The organism is Oscillatoria salina IIICB1, assembly GCF_020144665.1.
Classification (GTDB): domain Bacteria; phylum Cyanobacteriota; class Cyanobacteriia; order Cyanobacteriales; family SIO1D9; genus IIICB1.
Genome location: NZ_JAAHBQ010000033.1, coordinates 37443 through 59716, shown reverse-complemented (window position 1 = coordinate 59716; position 22274 = coordinate 37443). Strand labels below are relative to the sequence as shown.

At 40.0% G+C, this 22274-nt stretch carries 20 protein-coding genes and 1 tRNA gene; 10 read left to right on the top strand and 11 right to left on the bottom strand.

From position 1 onward, the window contains the following. The first annotated feature begins 224 nt into the window (after window positions 1-224). Window positions 225-608, top strand: coding sequence for a DUF1499 domain-containing protein (locus tag G3T18_RS11720; protein WP_224410737.1), 384 nt, complete (start codon window positions 225-227; stop codon window positions 606-608). Window positions 609-761: 153 nt separating this feature from the next. On the opposite strand, the gene G3T18_RS25545 is transcribed toward G3T18_RS11720, so the two are convergent. After that, window positions 762-932 (bottom strand): hypothetical protein, encoded by a 171-nt coding sequence (locus G3T18_RS25545; RefSeq protein WP_263480379.1) that lies wholly within the window; start codon window positions 930-932, stop codon window positions 762-764. 1 nt (window position 933) lies between these two features. Between G3T18_RS25545 and G3T18_RS11715 the strand changes: the two genes are divergently transcribed. Next, window positions 934-2871, top strand: a complete 1938-nt coding sequence (locus G3T18_RS11715; RefSeq protein WP_263480378.1) for a cation:proton antiporter domain-containing protein — start codon at window positions 934-936, stop codon at window positions 2869-2871. 21 nt (window positions 2872-2892) lie between these two features. Here G3T18_RS11715 and G3T18_RS11710 read toward each other — a convergent pair whose 3' ends face one another. The 7 genes from G3T18_RS11710 to G3T18_RS11680 all read right to left on the bottom strand — a co-directional run bounded on the left by G3T18_RS11710 (window position 2893) and on the right by G3T18_RS11680 (window position 10667). Continuing rightward, window positions 2893-3666 carry a hypothetical protein gene (locus tag G3T18_RS11710; RefSeq protein ID WP_224410736.1) on the bottom strand — a complete coding sequence of 258 codons (774 nt, stop codon included), beginning with the start codon at window positions 3664-3666 and terminating at the stop codon, window positions 2893-2895. 3 nt (window positions 3667-3669) lie between these two features. Beyond that, window positions 3670-4020: a hypothetical protein gene (locus G3T18_RS11705; protein WP_224410735.1), complete on the bottom strand. Its 351-nt coding sequence runs from the start codon at window positions 4018-4020 to the stop codon at window positions 3670-3672. Between the two features lie 19 nt (window positions 4021-4039). Further along, on the bottom strand, window positions 4040-7165 hold the full coding sequence (locus tag G3T18_RS11700; RefSeq protein ID WP_224410734.1) for an ATP-binding protein: 3126 nt from the start codon (window positions 7163-7165) through the stop codon (window positions 4040-4042). Between the two features lie 31 nt (window positions 7166-7196). Next, window positions 7197-8510 carry a type IV pilin-like G/H family protein gene (locus tag G3T18_RS11695; protein ID WP_224410733.1) on the bottom strand — a complete coding sequence of 438 codons (1314 nt, stop codon included), beginning with the start codon at window positions 8508-8510 and terminating at the stop codon, window positions 7197-7199. Between the two features lie 5 nt (window positions 8511-8515). After that, on the bottom strand, window positions 8516-8944 hold the full coding sequence (locus G3T18_RS11690; RefSeq protein WP_224410732.1) for a tetratricopeptide repeat protein: 429 nt from the start codon (window positions 8942-8944) through the stop codon (window positions 8516-8518). 58 nt (window positions 8945-9002) lie between these two features. Then, on the bottom strand, window positions 9003-9266 hold the full coding sequence (locus G3T18_RS11685; protein WP_224410731.1) for a hypothetical protein: 264 nt from the start codon (window positions 9264-9266) through the stop codon (window positions 9003-9005). Between the two features lie 138 nt (window positions 9267-9404). Next, window positions 9405-10667 carry an FHA domain-containing protein gene (locus tag G3T18_RS11680; protein ID WP_224410730.1) on the bottom strand — a complete coding sequence of 421 codons (1263 nt, stop codon included), beginning with the start codon at window positions 10665-10667 and terminating at the stop codon, window positions 9405-9407. Between the two features lie 537 nt (window positions 10668-11204). Between G3T18_RS11680 and G3T18_RS11675 the strand changes: the two genes are divergently transcribed. The 3 genes from G3T18_RS11675 (at window position 11205) to G3T18_RS11665 (ending at window position 15197) form a co-directional block, all read left to right on the top strand. Further along, on the top strand, window positions 11205-13676 hold the full coding sequence (locus tag G3T18_RS11675; protein WP_224410729.1) for a PhoD-like phosphatase: 2472 nt from the start codon (window positions 11205-11207) through the stop codon (window positions 13674-13676). Between the two features lie 6 nt (window positions 13677-13682). After that, window positions 13683-14381: a response regulator transcription factor gene (locus G3T18_RS11670; RefSeq protein ID WP_224410728.1), complete on the top strand. Its 699-nt coding sequence runs from the start codon at window positions 13683-13685 to the stop codon at window positions 14379-14381. 183 nt (window positions 14382-14564) lie between these two features. Further along, a complete protein-coding gene (locus G3T18_RS11665) occupies window positions 14565-15197 on the top strand; it encodes a fasciclin domain-containing protein (RefSeq protein WP_224410727.1) in 633 nt (210 codons plus the stop codon). Between the two features lie 33 nt (window positions 15198-15230). On the opposite strand, the gene rnc is transcribed toward G3T18_RS11665, so the two are convergent. Then, window positions 15231-15920, bottom strand: a complete 690-nt coding sequence (rnc, locus tag G3T18_RS11660; protein WP_224410726.1) for a ribonuclease III — start codon at window positions 15918-15920, stop codon at window positions 15231-15233. A gap of 342 nt (window positions 15921-16262) precedes the next feature. On the opposite strand from rnc, the gene G3T18_RS11655 reads away from it, so the two are divergent. Continuing rightward, window positions 16263-16661: a KGK domain-containing protein gene (locus G3T18_RS11655; protein ID WP_224410725.1), complete on the top strand. Its 399-nt coding sequence runs from the start codon at window positions 16263-16265 to the stop codon at window positions 16659-16661. A gap of 41 nt (window positions 16662-16702) precedes the next feature. Here G3T18_RS11655 and G3T18_RS11650 read toward each other — a convergent pair. Together G3T18_RS11650 and G3T18_RS11645 are read right to left on the bottom strand one after the other, a co-directional pair. Then, window positions 16703-16773: transfer RNA gene (locus G3T18_RS11650), tRNA-Gly, on the bottom strand. Between the two features lie 102 nt (window positions 16774-16875). After that, entirely contained in the window at window positions 16876-17379 is a 504-nt protein-coding gene (locus G3T18_RS11645) for a hypothetical protein (protein ID WP_224410724.1), read from the bottom strand. A 330-nt stretch (window positions 17380-17709) separates the two neighbouring features. On the opposite strand from G3T18_RS11645, the gene G3T18_RS11640 reads away from it, so the two are divergent. The 4 genes from G3T18_RS11640 to G3T18_RS11625 all read left to right on the top strand — a co-directional run bounded on the left by G3T18_RS11640 (window position 17710) and on the right by G3T18_RS11625 (window position 22128). After that, window positions 17710-17868 (top strand): YqaE/Pmp3 family membrane protein, encoded by a 159-nt coding sequence (locus G3T18_RS11640; protein WP_224410723.1) that lies wholly within the window; start codon window positions 17710-17712, stop codon window positions 17866-17868. A gap of 194 nt (window positions 17869-18062) precedes the next feature. Beyond that, complete coding sequence (gene ftsZ, locus G3T18_RS11635) at window positions 18063-19718, top strand: cell division protein FtsZ (RefSeq protein WP_224410722.1); 1656 nt, start codon at window positions 18063-18065, stop codon at window positions 19716-19718. 47 nt (window positions 19719-19765) lie between these two features. Then, a complete protein-coding gene (locus tag G3T18_RS11630) occupies window positions 19766-21091 on the top strand; it encodes a cytochrome P450 (RefSeq protein ID WP_224410721.1) in 1326 nt (441 codons plus the stop codon). A 161-nt stretch (window positions 21092-21252) separates the two neighbouring features. After that, the gene (locus G3T18_RS11625) at window positions 21253-22128 is read left to right on the top strand and encodes an Npun_R2479 family HD domain-containing metalloprotein (RefSeq protein ID WP_224410720.1); all 876 of its coding nucleotides are present in this window, start codon (window positions 21253-21255) and stop codon (window positions 22126-22128) included. Window positions 22129-22274 lie beyond the last annotated feature (146 nt).

Genomic DNA, 22274 nt, shown 5'->3' with positions numbered 1-22274 from the left:
GGAGGGAAGGGTGCTGGGGGTTAGGTTAGACAACGTTACTGCTTCAAATTATTATCACCTCTCCCCCAACCCATCTCCTACAAGGAGAGGGGAGAATTTAGTTAATTAGTAAGATATTAAAGCTACTAATTACTCCCCCTTCCCTCGGAGGGAAGGGTGCTGGGGGTTAGGTTAGACGGAAAATAGTATTACAATAAAGATTATTGAAAATCACAATTGAACCAATGGGCATCTTTTCATTCTCTGGAACAAAACCGAAAAACTTGGGAGTAAAAGACGGCAAATTAGCTACTTGTCCCAATTCTCCCAACTGCGTCAACAGCCAAAGTACCGATAAAGAACATCAAATTGAACCTTTACCTTATATCGAGATTGCTACTATTAAGCAAATCGTTGAAGGTATGGAAAGAACTAATATTATTGAAGTTACTGATACCTATCTTTACGCTGAATTTACCAGTCAATTAATGGGTTTTGTTGATGATGTGGAATTCTATCGCGATGATCACGCAAAAGTAGTTCATGTGCGATCGGCTTCTCGGCTTGGTAAATCCGATTTGGGCGTAAATCGCAAGCGAATTGAAGCAATTAGAGCGAAACTCTCGTAACTTTTTCCTGGCGAACTCTGGTGACGTGGCTCCGCCTCCCGTAAAGTATCTCGAATGGAGGCAGAGCCTCGACGTTTCGTTACCTGCCGGAGAAAGGCAACGAAAGAACGAGAGATTAAGGGAACTATAGTTAAGTTGAGTAGCGAGATCCGTTTAGCTACCACCCCAATCGCCAAACTTGGCTACTAAAGGAGAAACTTGATTGTTAACGCTATTTCCATTAACTTTTTTCAGTGGGATGCAACCCGGTTGGTTCATTGGCTCAGTTCTATTTTCTGCGCCGATTACTGACCCTGTAGCCGTTTTTTTGTTAATTTTAGCCATAATGTTAGTTGCACCGTTATTGTTCGAGAGAGTGCAACTTCCGGGGATTGTCGGTTTAATTATTGCCGGGGCGTTGGTAGGACCTAATTTTCTCGGTTTGTTAGAGCGAGATAGTACGATTGTGCTATTAGGTACAGTGGGGTTGCTATTTTTAATGTTTATGGCGGGGTTAGAAACTAGCCTCGATGACCTAAAATTAAATGCTGGCAAAGCAGTGATTTTTGGGTTAGCAACTTTCACCTTGCCAATGGTATTAGGTACTGTGGCAATGTTAATGCTAGGGTACGGTATTTTAGCTTCAATTTTAGTTGCTTCTTGCTTTGCTTCCCACACGCTTTTAGCATTACCAGTCCTCGCCAAATTGGGGATTATGCGAAGTCAATCTGTCACCGCTACTTTAGGTGGAACATTAATTACTAATGTGCTGGCTTTGTTAGTTTTGGCGGTAGTAGTTAAAGCCCATGCGGGGGACTTGACTTTAAATTTTTGGTTGTTTATTATTCCTGCTTTAACTATCTACACTTTCGCTACTTTATGGGGAGTTCCCAAAATCGGACGTTGGTTTTTTCGCCGTTTCGGACATGACGAAAGCGCAGAATTTATCTTTGTTCTCGCAACTTTGTTTGTCGTTTCTTATGTTGCTGGTTTAATTGAAATTGAGCCGATTATTGGCGCATTTTTAGCAGGAATTGCCATTACCCAACTCATCCCACAACTGAGTCCGTTAATGAATCGGATTGAGTTTATTGGGAATACCTTATTTGTGCCATTTTTCTTAATTTCAGTGGGGATGTTAATCGACCCACTAATCTTAGTAAAAGAACCGAAATCACTTTTAGTTGCAGGGGTAATGATTCTTGCGGAAGTTGTTAGTAAATTTTTTGCAGCTTGGTTGCCAGGAAAATATTTTCGCTTTCGCTTTCCCAGTATTATGGTAATGTTTGGTTTATCTGTAGCCCAAGCAGCTTCAACCTTAGCCGCGATTACCGTTGCTTACGAAATTGAATTAGTAGATCGCTTGACTGTTAATGGTATTATTGCCATGATTTTAGTTACTTGTATTGCTTCTCCTTGGATTACGCAAAAGTGGGGGAAAAAAGTTAAGCCCCAGGAAGCAACAACTATGGAAGAACAAGATCCAATTCAACCATTAACCAAGAGAGTTTTAGTACCTGTTGCTAACCCAAATACCGAAGATAATTTGCTGCAATTAGCTTTAATTTTGGCAAAAACCAGTAAAGGAACATTGTTACCTTTGCACGTAATTTCTGATAAACTGGGAACAGTAACCGCAGAAGCGAAACTACTGCAACAACAATTACTAGCAGCCGCCGAAGCGATCGCTCATGCCGCAGTTACACAAGTCGAACCCATTGGGAGAGTTGACGACGCGATCGACAAAGGCATTCTGCGTAGCGCTACTGAACGTAATGCTAGCTTAATTATCTGTGGTTGGAAAGGATATTCTACAACTCGCGAAAACTTTTTTGGCAGCGTCCTGGATAATGTGATTAGAGGTGCTAGCGTACCAATATTAATCAGTCGTTTTCCTCAGCCAATCAAGAACACCAAACGAGTTTTGTTAGCCGCAGTCGATACCGAAATTGCCTCACCTATTTTCCAGCAAACAGTCACCTTAGCCAAAAATACCGCAACTGCACTCAAAGCCAATCTTCAGCTAGTCGTCGTTGTTACCGATGCACCCAACTTCAAATTTAAGCCTGAAGCCGTCGGATTAAGCCCAGAAACGACGATTATGCGCGTCCGAGGCAAATTTGTCAAAAAAGTCTCTCGAATGCTGCAAATCGACGATTTACTGATTTTAACCGCAATTACCTATCCTCATTATCTCCCGATGCCCGCCATTGGGATTGAGCCAGAAGCGATCGCGCGGACTAACCCCAGAAATTCCATGATTGTCGTTCACTTTCCCAGTTAATGGTAAATAAAATTATCCCATTTAACTTTGATTGCGAATTTCGCTGCTATCTCTACTTCTCACTGGTTCAGATTTAGGAGATTGTTTCCCGTAATTCTCAGCTAGTTTTTGTCGATTTCCCTGAGAATTTTCTTTGGGTTGTGCTGGTTTGTGAGCTTGTGAATCAAAATTATTAGCAGAATTACCTTGGTTTTTCAAGGCTTCTAATTTCTGGCGACCCTCAGATTTTTGAGGATAATTTTCTTTGGGTTGTGCTGATTTGTGAGCTTGTGCTTCTCTTAAATATGGCGTAAAATTTCCTGGTTTTTCAGTTTTTCTAATTCTAGGAGAATCAGCATTATTGTAATTATTGCTTGGATTTCTTGATTCGTTTAGTTGTGGATTGCCATCGCTTTTTGTACCAGGTTGTTCTGGTGTTCTTTTACCATTCTGTCCGTAATCTCCTTTAAGTTGAGGATGAGTTTTAACTTCCTGTTTGTCGGAATTTGGTGATGGCTTTCTTTTCTTAGTCAGTGCATTGTCTAAGACATTATAGCGATCGTCCACTGAATCTAATTTTTGTTTTCTCTCTGCTTGTTGTTGGTCATAGTCGTCATACATTTTCTTCAAAGCAGGTCGAACAGATTTTAGCTTTGGTAGTTGCGCTTCACCTACTCGACTAGGACTACTGCTATTAGTTTTTTCATTGCTATTTGAGTTATTTTCATTTAGATTTGGTCGCCCTCCAAACATTCTTAGTTTTGAGCGAGCAATGTCTGCTTGCAAATTTTTCCAATAATCTGAGTTATTTGTCATTTTTTAAATTTTTCTTTGCTCTCCACGTTCTTGTTCTTTAGACTGAGATTGTTCTGATGGCTTTTTAGGACCATACTTTTCGCGCAAATTTTTGAAGGGATCTGAACCTGGTGCTGGTCCACCACTTAGTTCTGATGCTTGTTGTTTTTTGCCTCCTGTGGGAGATGCTCCCTTTTCTTTACCTACTTCATTAGTATCCCTATTTGTTTTATCTATGCTTGGTTCTTTAGCTGGACCAAAATTATCCCCAGGCGCAGTTTGTGCTGTAGATTTTTCAGGTTGCTTTTCGGGAGGAGTTTGTGTTTTGTTGGTTTTTTCAGGTGAATTTTTAGTTTGAGGTGACTTTTCAATCATTTTTTTAACTATTTATGATCTAGGAATTGGTTGGCAAAAAATAAGGTAAATCTTCTGGTTCATCTTCGGTTAACTGAATCGCTAAACAAGTAATTAAGGAATTTTGTAAACTATCGTCCAAGTGAGGGTAAACAACAGAAGTAGCTGCCCAATTTTGCAAAGCTTGGGCGGGAGTTAAGTTTTCATCTTGGATATCCTCGAAAAAAGAACTGCGATCGCCAGCCAGCAACATTTTATTTTCATATCTAAATACTCCTGGTGCTTCACATTTAGTATACTCTGAATGGGGTAATCCCAACTCCAATAAATGTTGGGGAATCCGACAAATTCCCATCCAACTTTTACAATCTTGAGAATTGGGACTTAGTATAGCTTTAACTAAAAGTTTATGAGCATGATTTTTTTGACGACCAAGCCATCCGTGTATTTTACCTTTTTCTTGGATTGCTTGCCAAGCTAAAAAGGAAACTGCACTACTAAGAATAGCTTTAATTTCTTGAGAATTTAGATGATTAGCGCCTCTAGATACCAAAATTCTTCCTAAAATCGGACGCACAAGTTCGGCTGTCGGTGCGCCGAAAGGTGCGGCTAAAAGTTGTAAAGTCAGCTTATTTTTTAGGTGTTTATATTCGGGATTTTCTGAGATAATTTCGACTAAAGTTGCTCCTTTTTCAATACAACTAACTAAACTATAATCAGTAGGACAACCGAACAAAGGTGCGTAAACTGAATCATAATTAGCTTGAAATTGTTGGAAACAAGAATTAATTTCTAAATCGGTAAGACGAGGATTAAATCCATTTGTAATGTCGTCTTTAAAATTAGGTGCAATAGTTACACTTGGTTCAGCTTGACCGCCGATATAATAAAGAAATTGTCCTACTCCTAGAGAAGCAAGAGATTTTTCTTGTTGGGGAGTTAGTAACATAGAACGTGCTAGGGCTTCGCGATTTTTGGCTTCGACGATGCGATGAGCAATTTTAATGTTAGTGTTGACCATAACATCAGGAACAAGTCCTTCTGGGTTTTGTTCGGCGATCGCGATTCCTTGTCCGAAGCCGCGCACTTCTGCTAACATATTGGCAAAGTTGCGTACCGCTTTCCCTTTGGGATTAGCTTGCTCTTGATTGGTAGATTCGGAAGCGTTGGCTAAGAGGTTATGTGCTTCTTCTACTAAGAGCAAATGTTTCAATTCTCCAGTTGCTTCGTGTCGTCTCGCTGTCCAATACTGATAGCAGCGATTGAGAATTAAACCCATAATAAAGGCGCGATCGTCGCTGTTAGTAATCTGGCTCATTTCTAAGATTACTGGATGCCGCATTAGTTCGTCGAAATTCAATGATTCGGTGGTATTCAACATTTGTCCTAAACCACCACGACAAAACTTATTCAAGCGTACTGAAATAGCAGCAGTTATTTCATCAGTAGTTTCTGGTTTGTAACCTAATTTAGGGACAATTTCTGGAATCAAATTAACTAAGTCAGAAAAGCAAGGTGGAGTGAGTTTACTATTGTCGCCTAAAATGGTAAACCCTTGGCGCTTATAAGCTTCTTGAATCAGTTGTTCGACAACATTTGGTAAAGGTCCCCACATACTCATCGAGACAGAAAATAAATCTAATAATGCACCTAAATGACTGTCTAAATTAATTCCTTCTGGTAATTCAAAGGGATTGAAACGAAAAGGAGCAACTCTTTCGTCTCCTAAAGAAAAAATGAGCAAATCATCTTGTAAAGAAGTAACCGCTTTTAGTCCGCGATATTCAGTTTTAGCAGGTTCTAAAACCATCCAAGGAACTTGATGTTGCCGCCATAAGGTCTCTAATAAATAAAGAGAAGTGTTAGTTTTACCGCTACCAGGAACGCCGCAAATTAATAAATGTTGAGTTAATTGTTTTTTACTTAGTTGTAATCCACCAAGGTTAAGATCGGCAGGAATATCTCTGATTTTATTCGGACGACGAGCATTTTGAGCGCCAGGGGCGGAAGGTAAGCCCCAAACACCTGCGCGATCGGCGATCGCTAAACGGAAAATGCTGTGAACTTCTTCGGGGCTAAATAACCACGGCAAACGATCTAAGTTATAGGTATTTGCCCAGTGATGTAGAGTAAGATCGACCCAGTTCTGCCTCAGTGCCATTTTTTGGGCTTCGCGTTGGGCGATAATAATTTCTCCTACGGCTTTAGTTGCGCTTGGAGATGGGGAAGTTCCGGCGATCGCACTTTGCAAGGCAGCAACCACTGATTGAGGTAAACTAGACTGGGAAATAATGCTGACGGTCATTTCAAACGGATTACGCCAAGCGGTTTGTAACTTCGTCCAGGCTTGGGATGCTGCTTCAGCTTCGATTAGCTTTTCTTGATATTGAAAACTACTAGAAAGAACGCGATTTTGGCTACTTTCGGTGCGACTCACGCTAGCAATATTAGCATAAAGTCGGGCTTGGTTAGCTATATAAGCTGATTCTTCGCGAGTTAGTTGAGTCGGACGCAAATTAATTGCTACTGCCGCAGGTGTAGGATGGCAAACGAGGGCGCGAAATAATTCTTGAAAATTCCCAACTTGAGGTATCCAAGGATCGATTTGTACCCCTACTTGACCCGGAATTTCAGTCGCAGTTATAGTTTGCAATTGAGTAATTTGGCGACGAAATTCGGCAATTACTCCTGCGGTTAATCCATCGTGAATATCTCCTGTTTCTCCAGTTAAAAAAGGCAAACGTAGCAAGGCTAGTTGATTGGCATTTTGACAAGCTTCCAGAGGATAACCGTTAGGAAATGTATCGCGAACTTTGTTGAAAAAGTTCCGTGCGGCGATAATCGTTTCTGTCTCACTTTTCCCTTCAGTTTTCCCAACTATGCCGCAAATCAAATCTTGCTCTGAGTCACCAGTTGTAATAATTCGTAAGGAAAGGGTAAAGCGACTTTCTCCGTGTAGTTGTTGTATCCAAAGTTTTTGGGTTTGTAGCAGTTGATTTAGTGCCGTTTCGTAACTCATTCCTGTGCGAGCTCGTTCCAGGGAAATCAAATCTGGAATAGCCGGAATTATCACTCCCCAAAAAACGACAATATTTTGTGTCTCTGTAGTTTCAACTGCTACTGCTGGGGCAGTGGTTGTTTCCCATTTACTCAGGCTATTAATCATTGTTAAATCAAGATGTTTTATTAGCAAAAAATTAGTTGGGTTCTAGTTTGTTTTTGAATTGCCAGTGGCGATTATTTTGATTCCACTGCAAGTAAATTTGTGTTTTGGTATCTCGATAAACTGTGCCATTTTTCAAGTAATATTTCAGTTGAGCATTTACTATAGCTTGCTCGTCACTCCTAGAAACAGTATAAACGTTTGTATATTCTATTTTGTTGACTTTGTTCCACCAATTGGCATATTCTGAAAACCCCCCGGCTTTAACTTGAAATTCTGGCGTTAGGTTATTCCAAGTAGTTTCATATTCTCGTTGCATAAGTAAGTCATAATGTTCGATCACAAATCGATCTGGATCTGGTTTGATAATGGGAACTTGACTACTAGAATTACCTGAAAGGGGAGAAGATCCGGGTGGACATTGTATGATGTTGCCACTAAGATCTGGTATTCTAGGAGGTGCAAGGGAAGGTTCGTTGGTAATACAAATTTCGCTCCTAACTACACTGCCATCACTAAAGGTTATTGCTGTTAAGCTACGAATCTTTTTTCTCTTTGCAGTAGCGGTAGCGATCGCCCGATCCGGATCTATGAGGTAGACTTCAAATTCATAGTTATCTGTGTTTATTTCTCCTATAGGTACTTCTGCTAAGAAAGGATAAAAACTATATTCGTTTCTATATTTGTCAATTTGAGTATGATTAATTATCGCTATAGTTTTTTTAGCTATTGATTCTTTTACTTTAGTTGAGGAAGTGAAAAAAGGTGCTATAGAAATTGCTACCCATACTGGGATACTAAAACCTAGGACTAAATAAAAGCAAAATTTAAGTGAGAACTTAGCTTTTTGGGGAGGAGAAACAACGGTAGATTCAATCGGTGTAGAAACTGTTGTTGACGGTAGGATAATTTCGCGAGAATTAAGAGAATTTAGTGTTGATAAAAATGCTGCGGCTGAGGCGAAACGATTTTCCGGTAGAGAGGCAACAGCCCAATTAATAACTTGCACAAATCGATCGCTAACAACGCAATAGTCGTCCCAATTCAAGTTATTGTCAGGAAAAGATTTACCTGTTAGTAACGCGATCGCCACTGCACCCAAGTCATAAATATCTTGGGAAATGCTACCATTACTAACAGTTGAGGAAGCCAATAAGATTACTTGATTACCCTTTTTTGCCAGTGTATCCAAAGAAATTTTTCCATGTACTCTCCCTTGATTGTGTAATTGACTGAGTTGAGGTAGCACTTGCTGCAAAATTTCTGTTACCTGAAACTCAGAAAATCCTTTACCTTGCTTTTGAGCAAGTAAAGTGCGGTAGGTTGTAGCTTCAGATGCTTCTTGCATAGTTGTCACCGTTGGAGAAGTTGCTGAATTTCGAGTAAATGCGATCGCGCGTTACTATTTCCTGGTTGTAACTGCAAACACTGATTTAAAGCTCTTTCTGCTCCTTGATAATCTCGCAAATTTGCTTTAGCAATACCTAAACCATACCAAGCATTACTATCATTCGGTTGGTGTTGCGTCATTTGCTCCCAATAATAGGCTGCTCTCGGATAATCACCGATTTCTTCCGCAAATTCTGCTCCTAATTCGATCGCTTCTAGATAATGTTTTTGGTAGTTTTCTTGTTGAGTTGAATCTTCCTGCACAATCTTGTAAGCAAGAGTCAGTGATTGATTTAATTTGCCTATTTTGAGACATATTTTTGCGGCTTCCCACAACTCAGTTGGGGATATTTCCTCGTTTATTTCTTGTAATAAAATTATTGGAGAATTCATTAATTTCCCCCTTTAGCTAAATTACTGTTTCTCTCTTCGTTAGAAATAAAAGAAAAAATTAGCGTCGAAAAGTTCTTCCCCCTAAAGAAGTTCTCGTTAAAATTTCCTTAATTTGCTCCTCTGTATAACCTTCTGTTTGTAACATCGGTCTGAGAACTTCTTCTACTTGTTTGGATACCATATCATCCAACTTTTTCGCATCAACTAAATCTAGTGGCGGTATATCGTATTCTTGTGCTTTACGTTGTCTCAAAAAAAAGAAAAGTCCAACAATTCCTATTATTGGTAATAGTCCGCCGATAGTAGCTAACAACCATTGCATAACTTTAGCACCTTGTTTGAATTAATTTCACTTGTTCTTTATTTACACGCTCTTAATTTGTAAATCACACCTAGGAATAAACTTTAACTAAACTGATTGGCAAATAAATTTGCTTTCCTTGCAGGAGTTATCTTAGTATTAGTAGTAATTAAACCAACTTCCTAGGGCAGAAACTCCAGCCATTATTGAGATTAAGAAAAAACTAGGTACAACTAACAAGCCAATAATCAAACGGGCATTTGCTTTTTTAGGCAGAATTCCCATTGATTCCATAATTATTGGTGTAAGAATATAAATCTCCCACCAAATTAAAGGAAACAGTAAAAATAAGAAAAAGTTTTGGCTAGTGGAACCAAGGACGATCGCCAACAAACTTGCTACTAACGCCCACACAATCATGATTACTGGAGTTGGCTGGGGTTCAAATCTGGTAATCCAACTTACAAACAAATCGGAACCATATTTTTCTACGAGTAAATAAGTTCTTACTCGATGATAAGCAACTACGCAAAATCTTCGATAGTCACCTCTTTGTACTATTCCCCGGCGGATAGGAAATAATTCTACACCTAAGAATTTTTGTGTAGCCGAGTCAGCAATGTGAGCATCTGTCAGTTTAGCAATAAAACAATCAGTATCTTCATCTTGTCTGAGTTGACCTAAATTATCTTCGATCTCTGCAATTACTCGATCTACTGAACCTTGGAAATTAGGAATTATATAACCATCAAAAGCTCTAAAACCAGTTTGTCCATACTCTCTAATCCAAGGTGTATTACGAAAACCAGTAATTAAGCAAAACTTAGTAGCTGTTGAGGAGGACACATCAAGCTGTTTTTTAACTTGTTTGTCAACATATTCTTTCCAAGTTAATACTGGTAGGGGAGACAGCTTAGGTTTAGGAGTTGGTTGCGAACTTGAGCTTTTCCTGGTTAAATTTTGATTTTGATTATCTTTATTAATGGCTGAATTTCTGTTGGTAGTTACAGGTATTCCTGGTGTCGAGTTAGGAACTACTGGCGGTGGTGGCAGGCGAGAATCTAGAGTAGGTGGGGTATAAATAGGTGGTGGCGCTGGTGGTGCAGATGTTGGCGAAGCTGTATCAGGAATTGGGGTAGCAACGAGAAAGATTCCACTAGCAATTCTAATGTTCGTCGGGGCAGCGATCGCGTAATCTGTTACTGGTATATTCTCAACAAATGTGCCGCTACTACTACCCAAATCGTATAAATGCCAAGTATTTTTTAATTGATTGAAGCTAAACTTTAAATGGCGTTCTGAAACTACGGAGACATTGGGTAGAAAAATATCGCAGTCTTCACCGCTACCAACAACATACTCCCGGTTAGGCTTGAGTGTCCAACTTTGACCTGTTTGTTCGTAGGAAACTTTGAGTTTCATCGCTTTTCAACAGAATTTTTTTCGGCAGGCGATCGAAGCTAGCTAGATTTTTAGCTAAGTCCGTGTCAGAAAAAGAGTTATTTTGATTAAATAATTATACTGTTCAAGTTATGCCAAATTAAAGGAAGAAAATATAAAGAATAGTTGCTTTGAGACTCAGATAATATTTGAGTATATCCTCTTTAGTCTCTGCTTTTCCCTTTACAATAGGGACTTGAGGTGTATAGGTGACTTTATGCTTGAAGCATGAGGCTAAAAAATTAAGTCTGCTGAGGTAGACTAGATAATTGAGGTTTAAGAAATATGAGCGAAAAGATAAGAAGTGTGAAGCTAGATCCCGCTAACTGGATAGAAGCATCTTATCTTTTGTATGGCGCGCCCTCTAACTTCGTAGCATAATAGAGGAAATCGCTAGTTTCTTAACTCGAAATTCGCGGAAACTGGTGCAAAACTGCTGAAAAACTATCATAGCTGAAGCGCGATTGGCTAACGCCAGCGCCGTAAACGGCGATCGCCAAATTTGCAAAATTTATTTCTATGTCTACCTCATCCCAAAAAGATTCATTTAGGATTGATTTAGCTAATTTACCACTAATTTTAGCGGGTCCAATTTTACGGCGCACTGAACCAGATTCTGTTACGGTTTGGCTAGCTTTAAAAGAGTCTCGTTCAGTTAGTTTAAAAGTATATAAAACTGCCAATGGACGTGGTTCGATTATTGAGGATTTAATCTTAGCTGGTTCGCGCACAACTGTTGCTGTTGGTAATCATTTACATATCGTTGCTGTTACCGCAATAACTGTTAATAACGAACTACTCGAACCCAGTCAAATTTATGCTTATGACCTCGATTTTGGCGGTACAGAAAGAACTCTTCCCCAAGCTTTAAATTTATCAGGCATTTTTCCCTATACTACTGTTAGCTATTTTGAGCATAATTTGCCGACTTTTGCCATGCCGCCAGACGATTTGAATCATTTGAAAATCGTGCATGGTTCTTGTCGTAAACCTCACGGAGGTGGCAAGGATGCACTGCCACTTTTAGATTATTTTATCGAACATTTTGCCAGCGAACCTCATTCGCGACCGCAGCAATTGTTCTTGACAGGCGATCAAATTTATGGTGATGATGTAGCCGATCCAATGTTGTGGAAAGCATCACAAGTTGGCGATGTTTTATTGGGTTGGGAAGAAAAGCTTCCTCTAGCAAATGAAGACTATAAAACACCAAGTCAGTTAAAACCAGGAGAACGCACTGAAATTGCTGAAAAATTTGCTGGTTTAACGGCAATGTTGTATGACAAACCTGATAAAGCAAAAAGTCATTTGTTTAGTTTGGGTGAATATTATGCTGCTTATTTGTTAGCGTGGTCGCCTGTATTTTGGGGTAATACTTTTCCTGATGGGCAAGCAATACACCAAGACCCTAAAAAAGTCAAGTATTGGGAGAAAGAAGCTAAAGAAATTGCCGAGTTTGCTAGCGAGTTATGGAAAGTAAGACGCGCGATCGCTAATGTCTCAACTTACACAATTTGCGACGATCATGATGTTACTGATGATTGGTATCTGAATCGCGAATGGTGTCATCGAGTGCTAAGTAAACCTTTGGGAAGGCGAGTAGTACAAAATGCGATGTTAGCTTATGCAATTTTTCAAGCTTGGGGCAATACTCCCGAACAATTTACTAATGAAGAAACAGGAGAAAAACTCTTACAAGCTGCTGAAAAATGGTCAATTTCCAGAGGTACAGATAAAGTAATTGAAGCACAAATAACTAAGTATTTAGGTATACCACCAATCGATCTACAAACAGGTTTACCAAAACAAAAACTTGATGAGAATGTCTGGATTTTAGATCGCGATGATGCCGATCGCACTAAACTTATTCAATGGCATTATACGATTAGAAGTTTCCGTCATGAAGTAATTATGTTGGATACAAGAAATTGGCGCGGTTATCCTCAAGGAAAAACGACCGATCCGCCGATGTTACTTTGTCCAACAGCTTTTCACGAACAATTAGAAAAACCTTTTGCGGAAACGGATTTTTTAAAGCAAAAACAAGGAAGAAAAATTGAGGCTAGTTTCGTAGTTGTCCCAACTAATTTAGTTAGTTTGTCGGTAATAGATAAGTTTCAAAGCTTAGATTTAGAACGCGATCGCGTTTTTAATTCTGATGTCGGCGACTCTTGGAATTTTAATAATGTTGCGTTTAGTAAACTATTGGCGACTTTGTTCGCAAGACGATCGCGTGTCATCATTCTTTCTGGCGATATTCATTTTGGTTGTGCAGTTCGTCTGAACTACTGGGCGAGTTCTCAAGCTAATTCTAAAGTGTTAGATCGTCCTGGGATATTAGTACAATTAACTTCTAGCGCCTTTAAAAATGGGGAATTAACGACCTATTTCGCCCATACAAAAGTAAAATCAATTTTACCAGAGCAATCTACGACTTGGGCAGGATGGCATGAGCCACCTGAATTGGTAGAGATGATTACTACCCCGGAACGAGTGCGAATGCAGAAGGTAGAAGTTCCTAGTCAAGGTCCGATTTTGCGTCAAATTGTTTCTCCCCAAGGAAACTGGGAAATGTCTTGGAAAGTTGAAGTAAGCGACTGGCGATCGCTCCCAGATTGGGAATATCAAATACAATGGATTAAAAGGCAACCAGCACAAGTTGTACCGTGGGGAAAACGACACCCATCGTCTCCAAACCAACAGCAACCAATCTCGCTGCAAATCTTGAAAAATTCTGTTTCTTGGTTATGGCGAAATCGCTGGTTGCAAGAAGGAGAAGAAATTGTCGGACACAACAATTTCAGTGTTGTCTCTTTTCAATGGTCAGAAAATGACGATACTAAAGCTGTGATTCAAGATATTTATTGGCATCCAATTTGGCAACCAAGCAGTACAGTTTATAGCAGATATTTTGTGCCTTTAAATATGCCTACCTCATCACCGCAGCTACAGATCGTTAACCGAGATCGAGTCACACAATCTAGGGACTAATTTTCGATGAAATTACTACTCATTGAAGATGACGAAAGAGTAACTGAAGCCTTGCAAGAATATCTCACGGATCATAATTATTTGGTTGATGTTGCTAATAATGGACAAGTTGGCTGGGAGTTAACTCAGTTATACACTTATGACTTAATTTTGCTCGATCTAATGTTACCTGAAATTGATGGAATTACTATTTGTAAAAGGTTGCGTCAACAAGGTTCTACTACACCTATTTTACTGCTAACCGCACGAGATACGAGCAATGATAAAATAATTGGACTTGATGCAGGTGCAGATGATTATGTTGTCAAACCTTTTGATTTAGAAGTTCTTTCCGCCCGAATTCGCGCATTATTACGTCGTGCCGATTCTTGTTTACCGCCAATTCTGGAATGGGAAAATTTACGCCTGGATTCTAATATTTGTGAGGTTACATATCAAGGCAAAATTTTGTCTTTGACTCCTAAAGAATATCGCCTCCTCGAATTCTTTTTACGCAACCGCGATCGCGTTTTTAGTCGCAGTACAATTCTCGAACATCTTTGGTCTTATGAAGAAACTCCTACTGAAGATACTGTCAAAACTCATATCAAAAGTTTGCGCCAGAAATTGAAAGCTGTCGGCGCTCCTTCCGATCTAATTAAAACAGTTTATGGTCTGGGTTATCGTCTCAAAGAACTTCCTTCTGTTTCTAGCACAAAAAGTTAATCTTTTTTTCAAGAAAATTCCGAATTACTAATAATTGCAATTGCCTCTTGACAAAATAAGCAAATTATGTGTAACTTACCTAAATTAACTCAAAAAGTTAAGCTTGTGGAAATTTATCTCCCTAGTTCCTAAGCTGAGATAATCTAAAGATAGTCAAAAAACTTAAAACAATTTTCTAGGGCGATGAAAACTACCTTAAAACTACGTCAAACTGGCAAATTAGCCATCCTGACAAGCATTATCAGTTTAACTGCTTTCGTGAGTTATCCAGCTAATACCCAAGAAGTATTTCCACCGTCTCAATTTCGTAGTCCCACTTATTTACCTCCAAACCAAGGCAATTTATTAGAAACTGTAGTCAATAACGAAGAATTTACTATCCTAGAAAGAGCTATCAAAGCCGCAGGTTTAGGAGATGAATTATCTCAAAACAATCAGTATACTTTTTTTGCACCAACTGATGAAGCTTTTGAACAACTTCCCGATGATATTGTCGAAATGTTGCTGAGACGAGAAAATCGGGCGTTACTTCAAGAAATCCTTAATTATCACTTAGTAAAAGGTAAGCTAAGTTCGAGACAATTGCCATCAGGAGGTTTAGAAACTCTTAGCGGCGGAGGTGTAGCTATTTTTAAAAGTGGTGATGAGGTTATTGTCAATAATACCAGTGTCGTTCAAGCTAATATTCAGGCTAGTAATGGGGTTGTTCATGCTGTAAATGAGGTACTTTTACCAAGCAGAATTCGTGCTAGTTTATTTCCCGTACCTCAACCTTCTCAAGCGTCAGGAAATCAGCCTGTGCGGGCGCTGTGGTAAAATTTTTCTGGTGCGTCCACTGGCGCACCTTTTTTATTCTAAACCTAAGTTTTTCAAAGCATCTTTCGCTGCCTGTTTTTGCGCTTCTTGTTTGCGTTTTCCTTTGCCAGTGCCGTAAATTTGATTGTTAACTCGCACTTCAGCAGTAAACTCTTTGGCATGGGCTTCTCCTGATTCTTTAATAATCAAATATTGAGGGTTTTCTTTGAAATTTTCTAGCGCCCATTGCTGAAAACGATTTTTGCAGTCTACTAAACTTTTTGGGGGGTTATTCTCAATGGGAGAAGCAACGATATTATCGGCTAAAATGGTAAACATTGGTTCGATATAATTTCGCACTTCTTCAATTCCTACTTCCAAAAAATAAGCGCCAATTACTGCTTCAAAAACATCGCAAAGTAGGGCAGGATTTTGTCTGCCGCCGTCTTTTTCTGCACCTTTTCCTAAGCGTAATAACTTACCTAAGTTTAGTAATGCGGCTAATTTTGCTAATTGGGGTTCATCTACTAGTTTAGAACGTAAGCGAGTCATTTCTGCTTCGCTTTTGTCGGGATAGCGTTTGAAGAGTAATTCTCCTACTAAAAAACCTAATACTGCATCGCCTAAAAATTCTAATCGTTCGTTATCTTTGCCTGCGTTGGGGTTTTCGTTGAGAAATGAGCGATGAGTTAATGCTTGGAGAAATAACTGGCGAGATTGTATGGGAGGAAGTTTATATTCCATTTTTTGATGTTGGCATTGTTGCCAGAAATGTTTGCTTGGTTGAGGTGAGTTAATGTCTTAAGGACAGTATTTTTTAAGTTGGTTTAATGCTGTGCTTAAGGCAGTAGCTTACTTGTTGAAATGGTAGCATTTGTTGGGACTGTTGTCAATTTAATTGGTTGAATAATCATCACGCAAAGGCGCATTCGGCGTTCGCGTAGGCGCAAAGAAAAACGCTAAGGAGTTTTTTCTGTTGTGATTGGTGGGGTAAATTTACTGGATTTTAATTTTATTTACAGCTTTAAAGAGTTGAGTAAGGTCTATACTAATTTGTGAGATATTCTTGAAATTTAAGAGGGAAGGATGAACGATATTTTTGAGTCTTTAAATTGTGATGAAGATGTTTTGAAGTTTGGAGAGGATACTTTTACTGTTGGTAAGTTTAAAACGTTAGTTGCTCAAGATTTACATTCTAGATTTAATGAGTCAACGAATAACAACAGAGTGGATATGAAAAGTTTTTTTGCATATATTCGGCTTAAAACAAGTCAAGTTTCTATACCGATGGATCAAACAGAGTTTCACTTTATTAATAAGTGTCAAATAATTAGAATAAATTCTAGCTTACCGGGTTGGCAAAAAGGAAGACTTAAAACGAGGATAGTGATAGATTTTACTAAAAGTAGTCAGACTAATACTTATCTGGAATTTTGTCCGGATAAACCTGATGAAACGGGTTTACTTTTGGATGAAATTCGGTAAATACAGTCTTTACAAAGTTATGCTATTTAGTGATTTCTGGAAGCGGGTAGCGGGAATCGAACCCGCATATTCAGCTTGGGAAGCTGACATTTTACCACTAAATTATACCCGCGTTGTGTCCTTGGTAAAGTTTGAGCTTTTTTCAGGACTATTGTTTAGTTTAGCTTAATTGGAAGCGAGTTGCGATCGCCTATCGCTACTCACTCGTTTCTGGTTAGAGACTCTTTCTCCACAAACGACCCCATAAGTGCCGCCCGATCGCCTTAAAATAGATTGAGACTGGGAATTGGTAATATTCAATCATTAACCAAACTACGCAACTCAAATGGACGAGAAAGGTTAAGAATGTCCAAAAGAGAGGAAACCAATACAAAGGATCTCCTGGTAGGGGCGGAAAAAGATAAGCAGAAATACCGATGGTTGCAGTTGGTAAAAGCACAAATGCGATCGCCGCTACTGCATAGTCCCAACCTAAGTTTACACCGGGACGATGCGCTCCGCTCCAATTTTTGCCATTCCAATGCCACATCAAAGGCGGTTGACTGTCTGCTTTTTTGAGTATTTGTTGTTCGAGATTAGCGGTAAAAATGTTGTTACAAAAGTTACAAGCAAAAGCATCCATCATTGCCATACCTGAGATTTTACCGTGGCGACAAACTGGACAGCTATAAATACCTTGATAATGAAAGTTATTGCTTAAATAGGGAGATGTAGTCATATAGCATTGAGATGATTAAATTGGTTTTGCTTCTCTCTTTAGCTAGAGGTACTAAAATTGAAATTTGCCTTAACTTTACTTTTTTTACGCATCTGTCTTAGGTAAGAAAAGGTAAAGTTTGGCTCTTACTAAAGGGTTTTCCTTTATTAGGATAGCGAAGATAACTGCTAACTTATTGTAAATTTTGGTCGCCGGAGCGCCTGAATGTATAGATTTATTACCAAATTCAACTTTTTGTCAGTGAAACGATTCGCGAGAAGGGTAAAAAACTAATAATTAGGGAATAAAATTGAGATATCCACAGCATTTTAATTGTAATCGGAGGTATCTATGGATTTAGTTCGCATTTTAATCGCGATCGTCCTACCGCCACTAGGCGTATTTTTGCAGGTTGGTTTAGGTAAAGATTTTTGGATTAATATCTTGTTAACAATTCTCGGTTATATTCCTGGAATTGTTCATGCAGTTTGGATTATTGCTAAAAAGTAAGCAAGCCAAGCAAGATAGCAGCAAGATTTTAAGTAATTGTAATTTCGCTTACTAGCTAGGAGCGGCAAATGTGGTATTTGTTCTAGAAAAGAAAAAGTAGGGGATTGCTGCTGAGATTGGCTCTTAAGGTTGTAGAGTAATAACAATTAATCGCACCCCTATCTATTTTTCTAGAATCAACAGCCAATGAAGCTATGCCGAAAAAATCCTGGCTAGAAATTGCCGAAATAGCTGCCTTAGCTACTTCTGTTGTGGGAACAGTTGCCGCAGCTATCTCCAGTCAAGTAGCTTATGCAGCAGCTCCTCTTACTGTAACAATTTCGCTGAATTTGCTCAATCGATATCGATTTGAGCAACGAAAAGAGGATTATACTACCAGTGCGATTTATGACGTGCATCGAGTGGTGGAGTCGTTACACCAGCAAATGCACAAGCGACAGTATTCTGGGGGCGATAATAGTTCCCTGGAAGCAGAAATTGCTAGTATCTACTCGCAGTTACAGGCTTTGGAGTATAAAATTCACCCTTTGGTAGGAGAATTAGTACAGCGCACGCAAATGCCAGATTTTCAGGCTATTGAAGCTGAACTGAGGGATCTTAAAGAAAAGTTGCAAACCCTTGACATTATTAATCCTTTAGTAAGTGAAGTTAAGCAAGTACAATCAGAAAAAGCAATGACGACGAGAGCGATCGCGCAACTGAGAAATCAACTGGATCTTTTGGCAAAACGGCTCGATAATTTACCTACAGACAATTGTTTAACGACACCAGCAAAAGAAGTAGCTTTTGCTGGAACAAATGGACATCATGAAGAGTTAGAAACTCCAGCAAATGTAGATTTAGTTTCCGAAAGCGTTTCTGGTTCCGATTTCAGCGCCGAATCAAGTAGCAATGACGATTATTTGTTCGAGAAGGCGACAAAAATCAAAGTCATTGGCGTCGGGGGCTGTGGTTGTAAGGCGATCGCGCGAATTAAAGCTAATGGTTTGACAGAATTGGAGTTTTGGGCAATTAGTAGCGATGTGGAGGAATTAAATAATTCTACTGCTTCTCACGTTCTGCAAATTGGCGAAAATAACGCAGGAGATCCCGAAACCAGTAAACAAGCAGCGCGCTCCTCTCGCGAAGAAATTGCCCAAATTCTCGCCGAGACAGATTTAGTTTTCATTATCGCTGGTATGGGCAAAGGAACTGGTACTGGTGCAACACCAGTAATTGGCGAAATTGCGCGAAAAATAGGTTGTCTGACTGTCGCAATCGTCACTCGTCCTCTGACTATTGATGGTAGTCGAGCGACAAGACTAGCCGACGAAGCGATCGCCACTTTAGCAACCAACGTTGATAGTTTAATTGCCATTCCCAACAACAAACTTTTAGCAGCAATTTCCGAACAAAGCCCAGTGGAACAAGCCTATCAACTCGCTAACGACATTATCGCCCAAGGAGTGCAAAGCTTGAGCGAAATGCTCGCCGTCCCCAGTTTAGTCAACGTAGACTTTGCAGATTTGCGCTTGGCAATGGCAAGATCGGGTACAGCTTTAATGGGTATCGGTTCGGGTATGGGACAAAATCGCGCCAGAGAAGCAGCGATCGCGGCTATTTTCTCGCCTTTACTCGATGCTTCCCTGGAAAAAGCTACCACAGTGATTTTAACGATCTCCGGTGGCAGCGATCTCAGCCTCCATGAAGTCAACACCGCCGCCGAAGTCGTGCGCGAAGCGATCGCCCCCAATGCGAGATTAATTGTCGGGGCAACAATGGATCTAAAAATGCAATCAGAAGTAAGAGTAACCGCGATCGCTACTGGTTTGAAGAATAGCGGTTTGCACTCATTGCACAATCATTCTTAAATTAGTTACGCTGTCAGCAGAGAAATAATGAACTGTCAACATCTGTAATGACTACCAATAAACCAGAAAAACTGCCTTTACCTCCAGGTAAGTTTGGTTTGCCATTTCTAGGCGAAACTTTAAGCTTTTTACGCGATCGCTCTTTCGCCGAAAAGCGACATCAGCAGTATGGAGAAATCTTTAAAAGCTCGATCCTCGGCAAACCAACCATCTTTTTGCAAGGTAGCGAAGCCAATCAATTTATCTTCAGTAACGAAAACAAAAACTTCGTCGTTAGTTGGCCCCCCAGCACCCAAGCGCTGTTGGGATCTTTATCTCTCGCCTTGCAATCCGGAGAAACCCATAAAAAAAGTCGGAAAATCCTTTACCAAGCATTTCAACCTCGGGCTTTGACAGGATATGTCAGTGCAATGGAACAAATCACCCAAAACTACCTAGAAAAATGGGCGCAACAGCAAACCTTAACTTGGTATCCCGAACTCAGAAATTACACCTTAGATATCGCGTGTAAACTTTTGGTGGGAATCGATCGCGGTTCTCAAACCAAACTCGCTCGCCTGTTTGAAACGTGGTGTCAAGGTATATTTACGGTCGCTCTCCCCTTACCCTGGACAAAATTTGGTCGTGCCAAACAAGCTCGGAAACTACTTTTAGCCGAAATAGAAACAATTATTCGCCAGCGTCAACAACAAAGCGATCGCGGCAACGACACCTTGGGATTACTGATCGAAGCTCGAGACGAAGACGGCAATAGTTTAAGTATCGCCGAACTCAAAGACCAAGTGTTATTATTACTCTTTACAGGTCACGAAACCTTAACCAGCGCGATCGCGTCTTTTTGCTTTCTCGTCGCCCAACATCCCGAAGTGCGTGCCAAAATTCGTAGCGAGCAACAAAAATTTTCCTCAGCAGCACCCTTAACCTTTGACCAACTTAAACAAATGACCTACCTAGAGCAAGTATTGCAAGAAGTTCTGCGCTTAATTCCCCCCGCTAGTGGCGGTTTCCGGAAAGTAATCAATCCTTGCCAATTTCAAGGTTATCAAATTCCTCAAGGTTGGAAAATACTTTACCAAACCTATCAAACCCATCTAGATGCTAGCGTTTATACCCAACCAAAACAATTCGATCCCGATCGCTTCAATCCAGAGCATTCTCAGTCGAAAACCAAAACCTTTAGCTACATTCCCTTTGGTGGTGGAATTAGAGAATGTATAGGTAAAGAATTTGCTCGTTTAGAAATAAAAATTTTTGCTGCCCTTTTAGCACGGGATTATGAGTGGGAGTTGTTACCAAATCAAAACTTAAGAATTGTGAGCGGAACCACCACTCACCCTCATGATGGCTTGCAATTTCACCTGAAAGTTCTCTAATTAACTAATCTTGTTGTCCAAATTTGCAAAATCTTTATGAGGATTTTCCCAAAATAGCTGCCAGTCTGATTAAGCTTAGATTAAAATCAACACAGCGCCCTAAATTAAATTTGACTCCCTTGTAAATCCTGCGTAATTTAATATTCCTCAAAGTAAGAAAGATGTTTAACGCCACAGAAATACTTATTGATGCGTTTGTCGAAAAGCTTCGCCAAGGCTACCGTCGTACCTACGGCGGACTCAAAAGTAACTACGAAGAGATTATCGCCTGGGCAGGCAGTATGGCAATGGAAAATATTGCCAACAGTGATGCACTCTATCACAACGTCGAACACTCAATTCTCGTTACCTTAGTCGGACAAGAACTTTTACGCGGTAAACACATACGTGAAGGAGGAGTTTCCTGCGAAGATTGGTTACACTTTATCATTTCCGTAGCCTGTCACGACATAGGTTACGTCAAAGGAGTATGTCGCAGCGATCGCGACAGCGAAAGACTCTATGCTACTGGGAAAGGCGAAATGGTTCATCTACCACCAGGTTGTTCCGATGCTTCCCTCACTCCTTATCACGTAGACCGAGGTAAATTGTTCATCGAAGAACGTTTTGGCGGTCATAAACTCATCGATGCCGAACTAATCAAACGCAACATCGAACTAACTCGCTTTCCTGTACCTAACCAAGACGACCATCAAGATACAGTGAACTACCCCGGTTTAATTCGCGCTTCTGACTTGATCGGTCAACTGAGCGATCCCCGCTATTTAAAGAAAATTAGCGCACTTTTTTACGAATTTGAAGAAACAGGCGCCAACAAAGTGATGGGCTTTGCTAATCCGGGCGATTTACGGCGCAACTACGCCAAATTTTATTGGAATGCCGTCTATCCTTACATTAAAGATGCCTTGCGCTATCTTTCCCTAACTCAACAAGGTCAGCAAATTATTGCTAACCTCTACTCAAATGTATTTGTTGTTGAACACGAAAAACAAGAAGAAGAATATCTCCAAGGTTTAGCGGAAAAAGTTCACGCCTAAACTTGACAAATCCCTTGCCTAAAGGCGAGTGGATTCTCGCTTCGTTGGGAGAGTCTAGCCGATACACATAGTATCAACCCCGATCTCTTTACCCTCGACGAGCATTTTTCCCGTCTGCCCGACATTACTCACTCACTCAGTTTAGC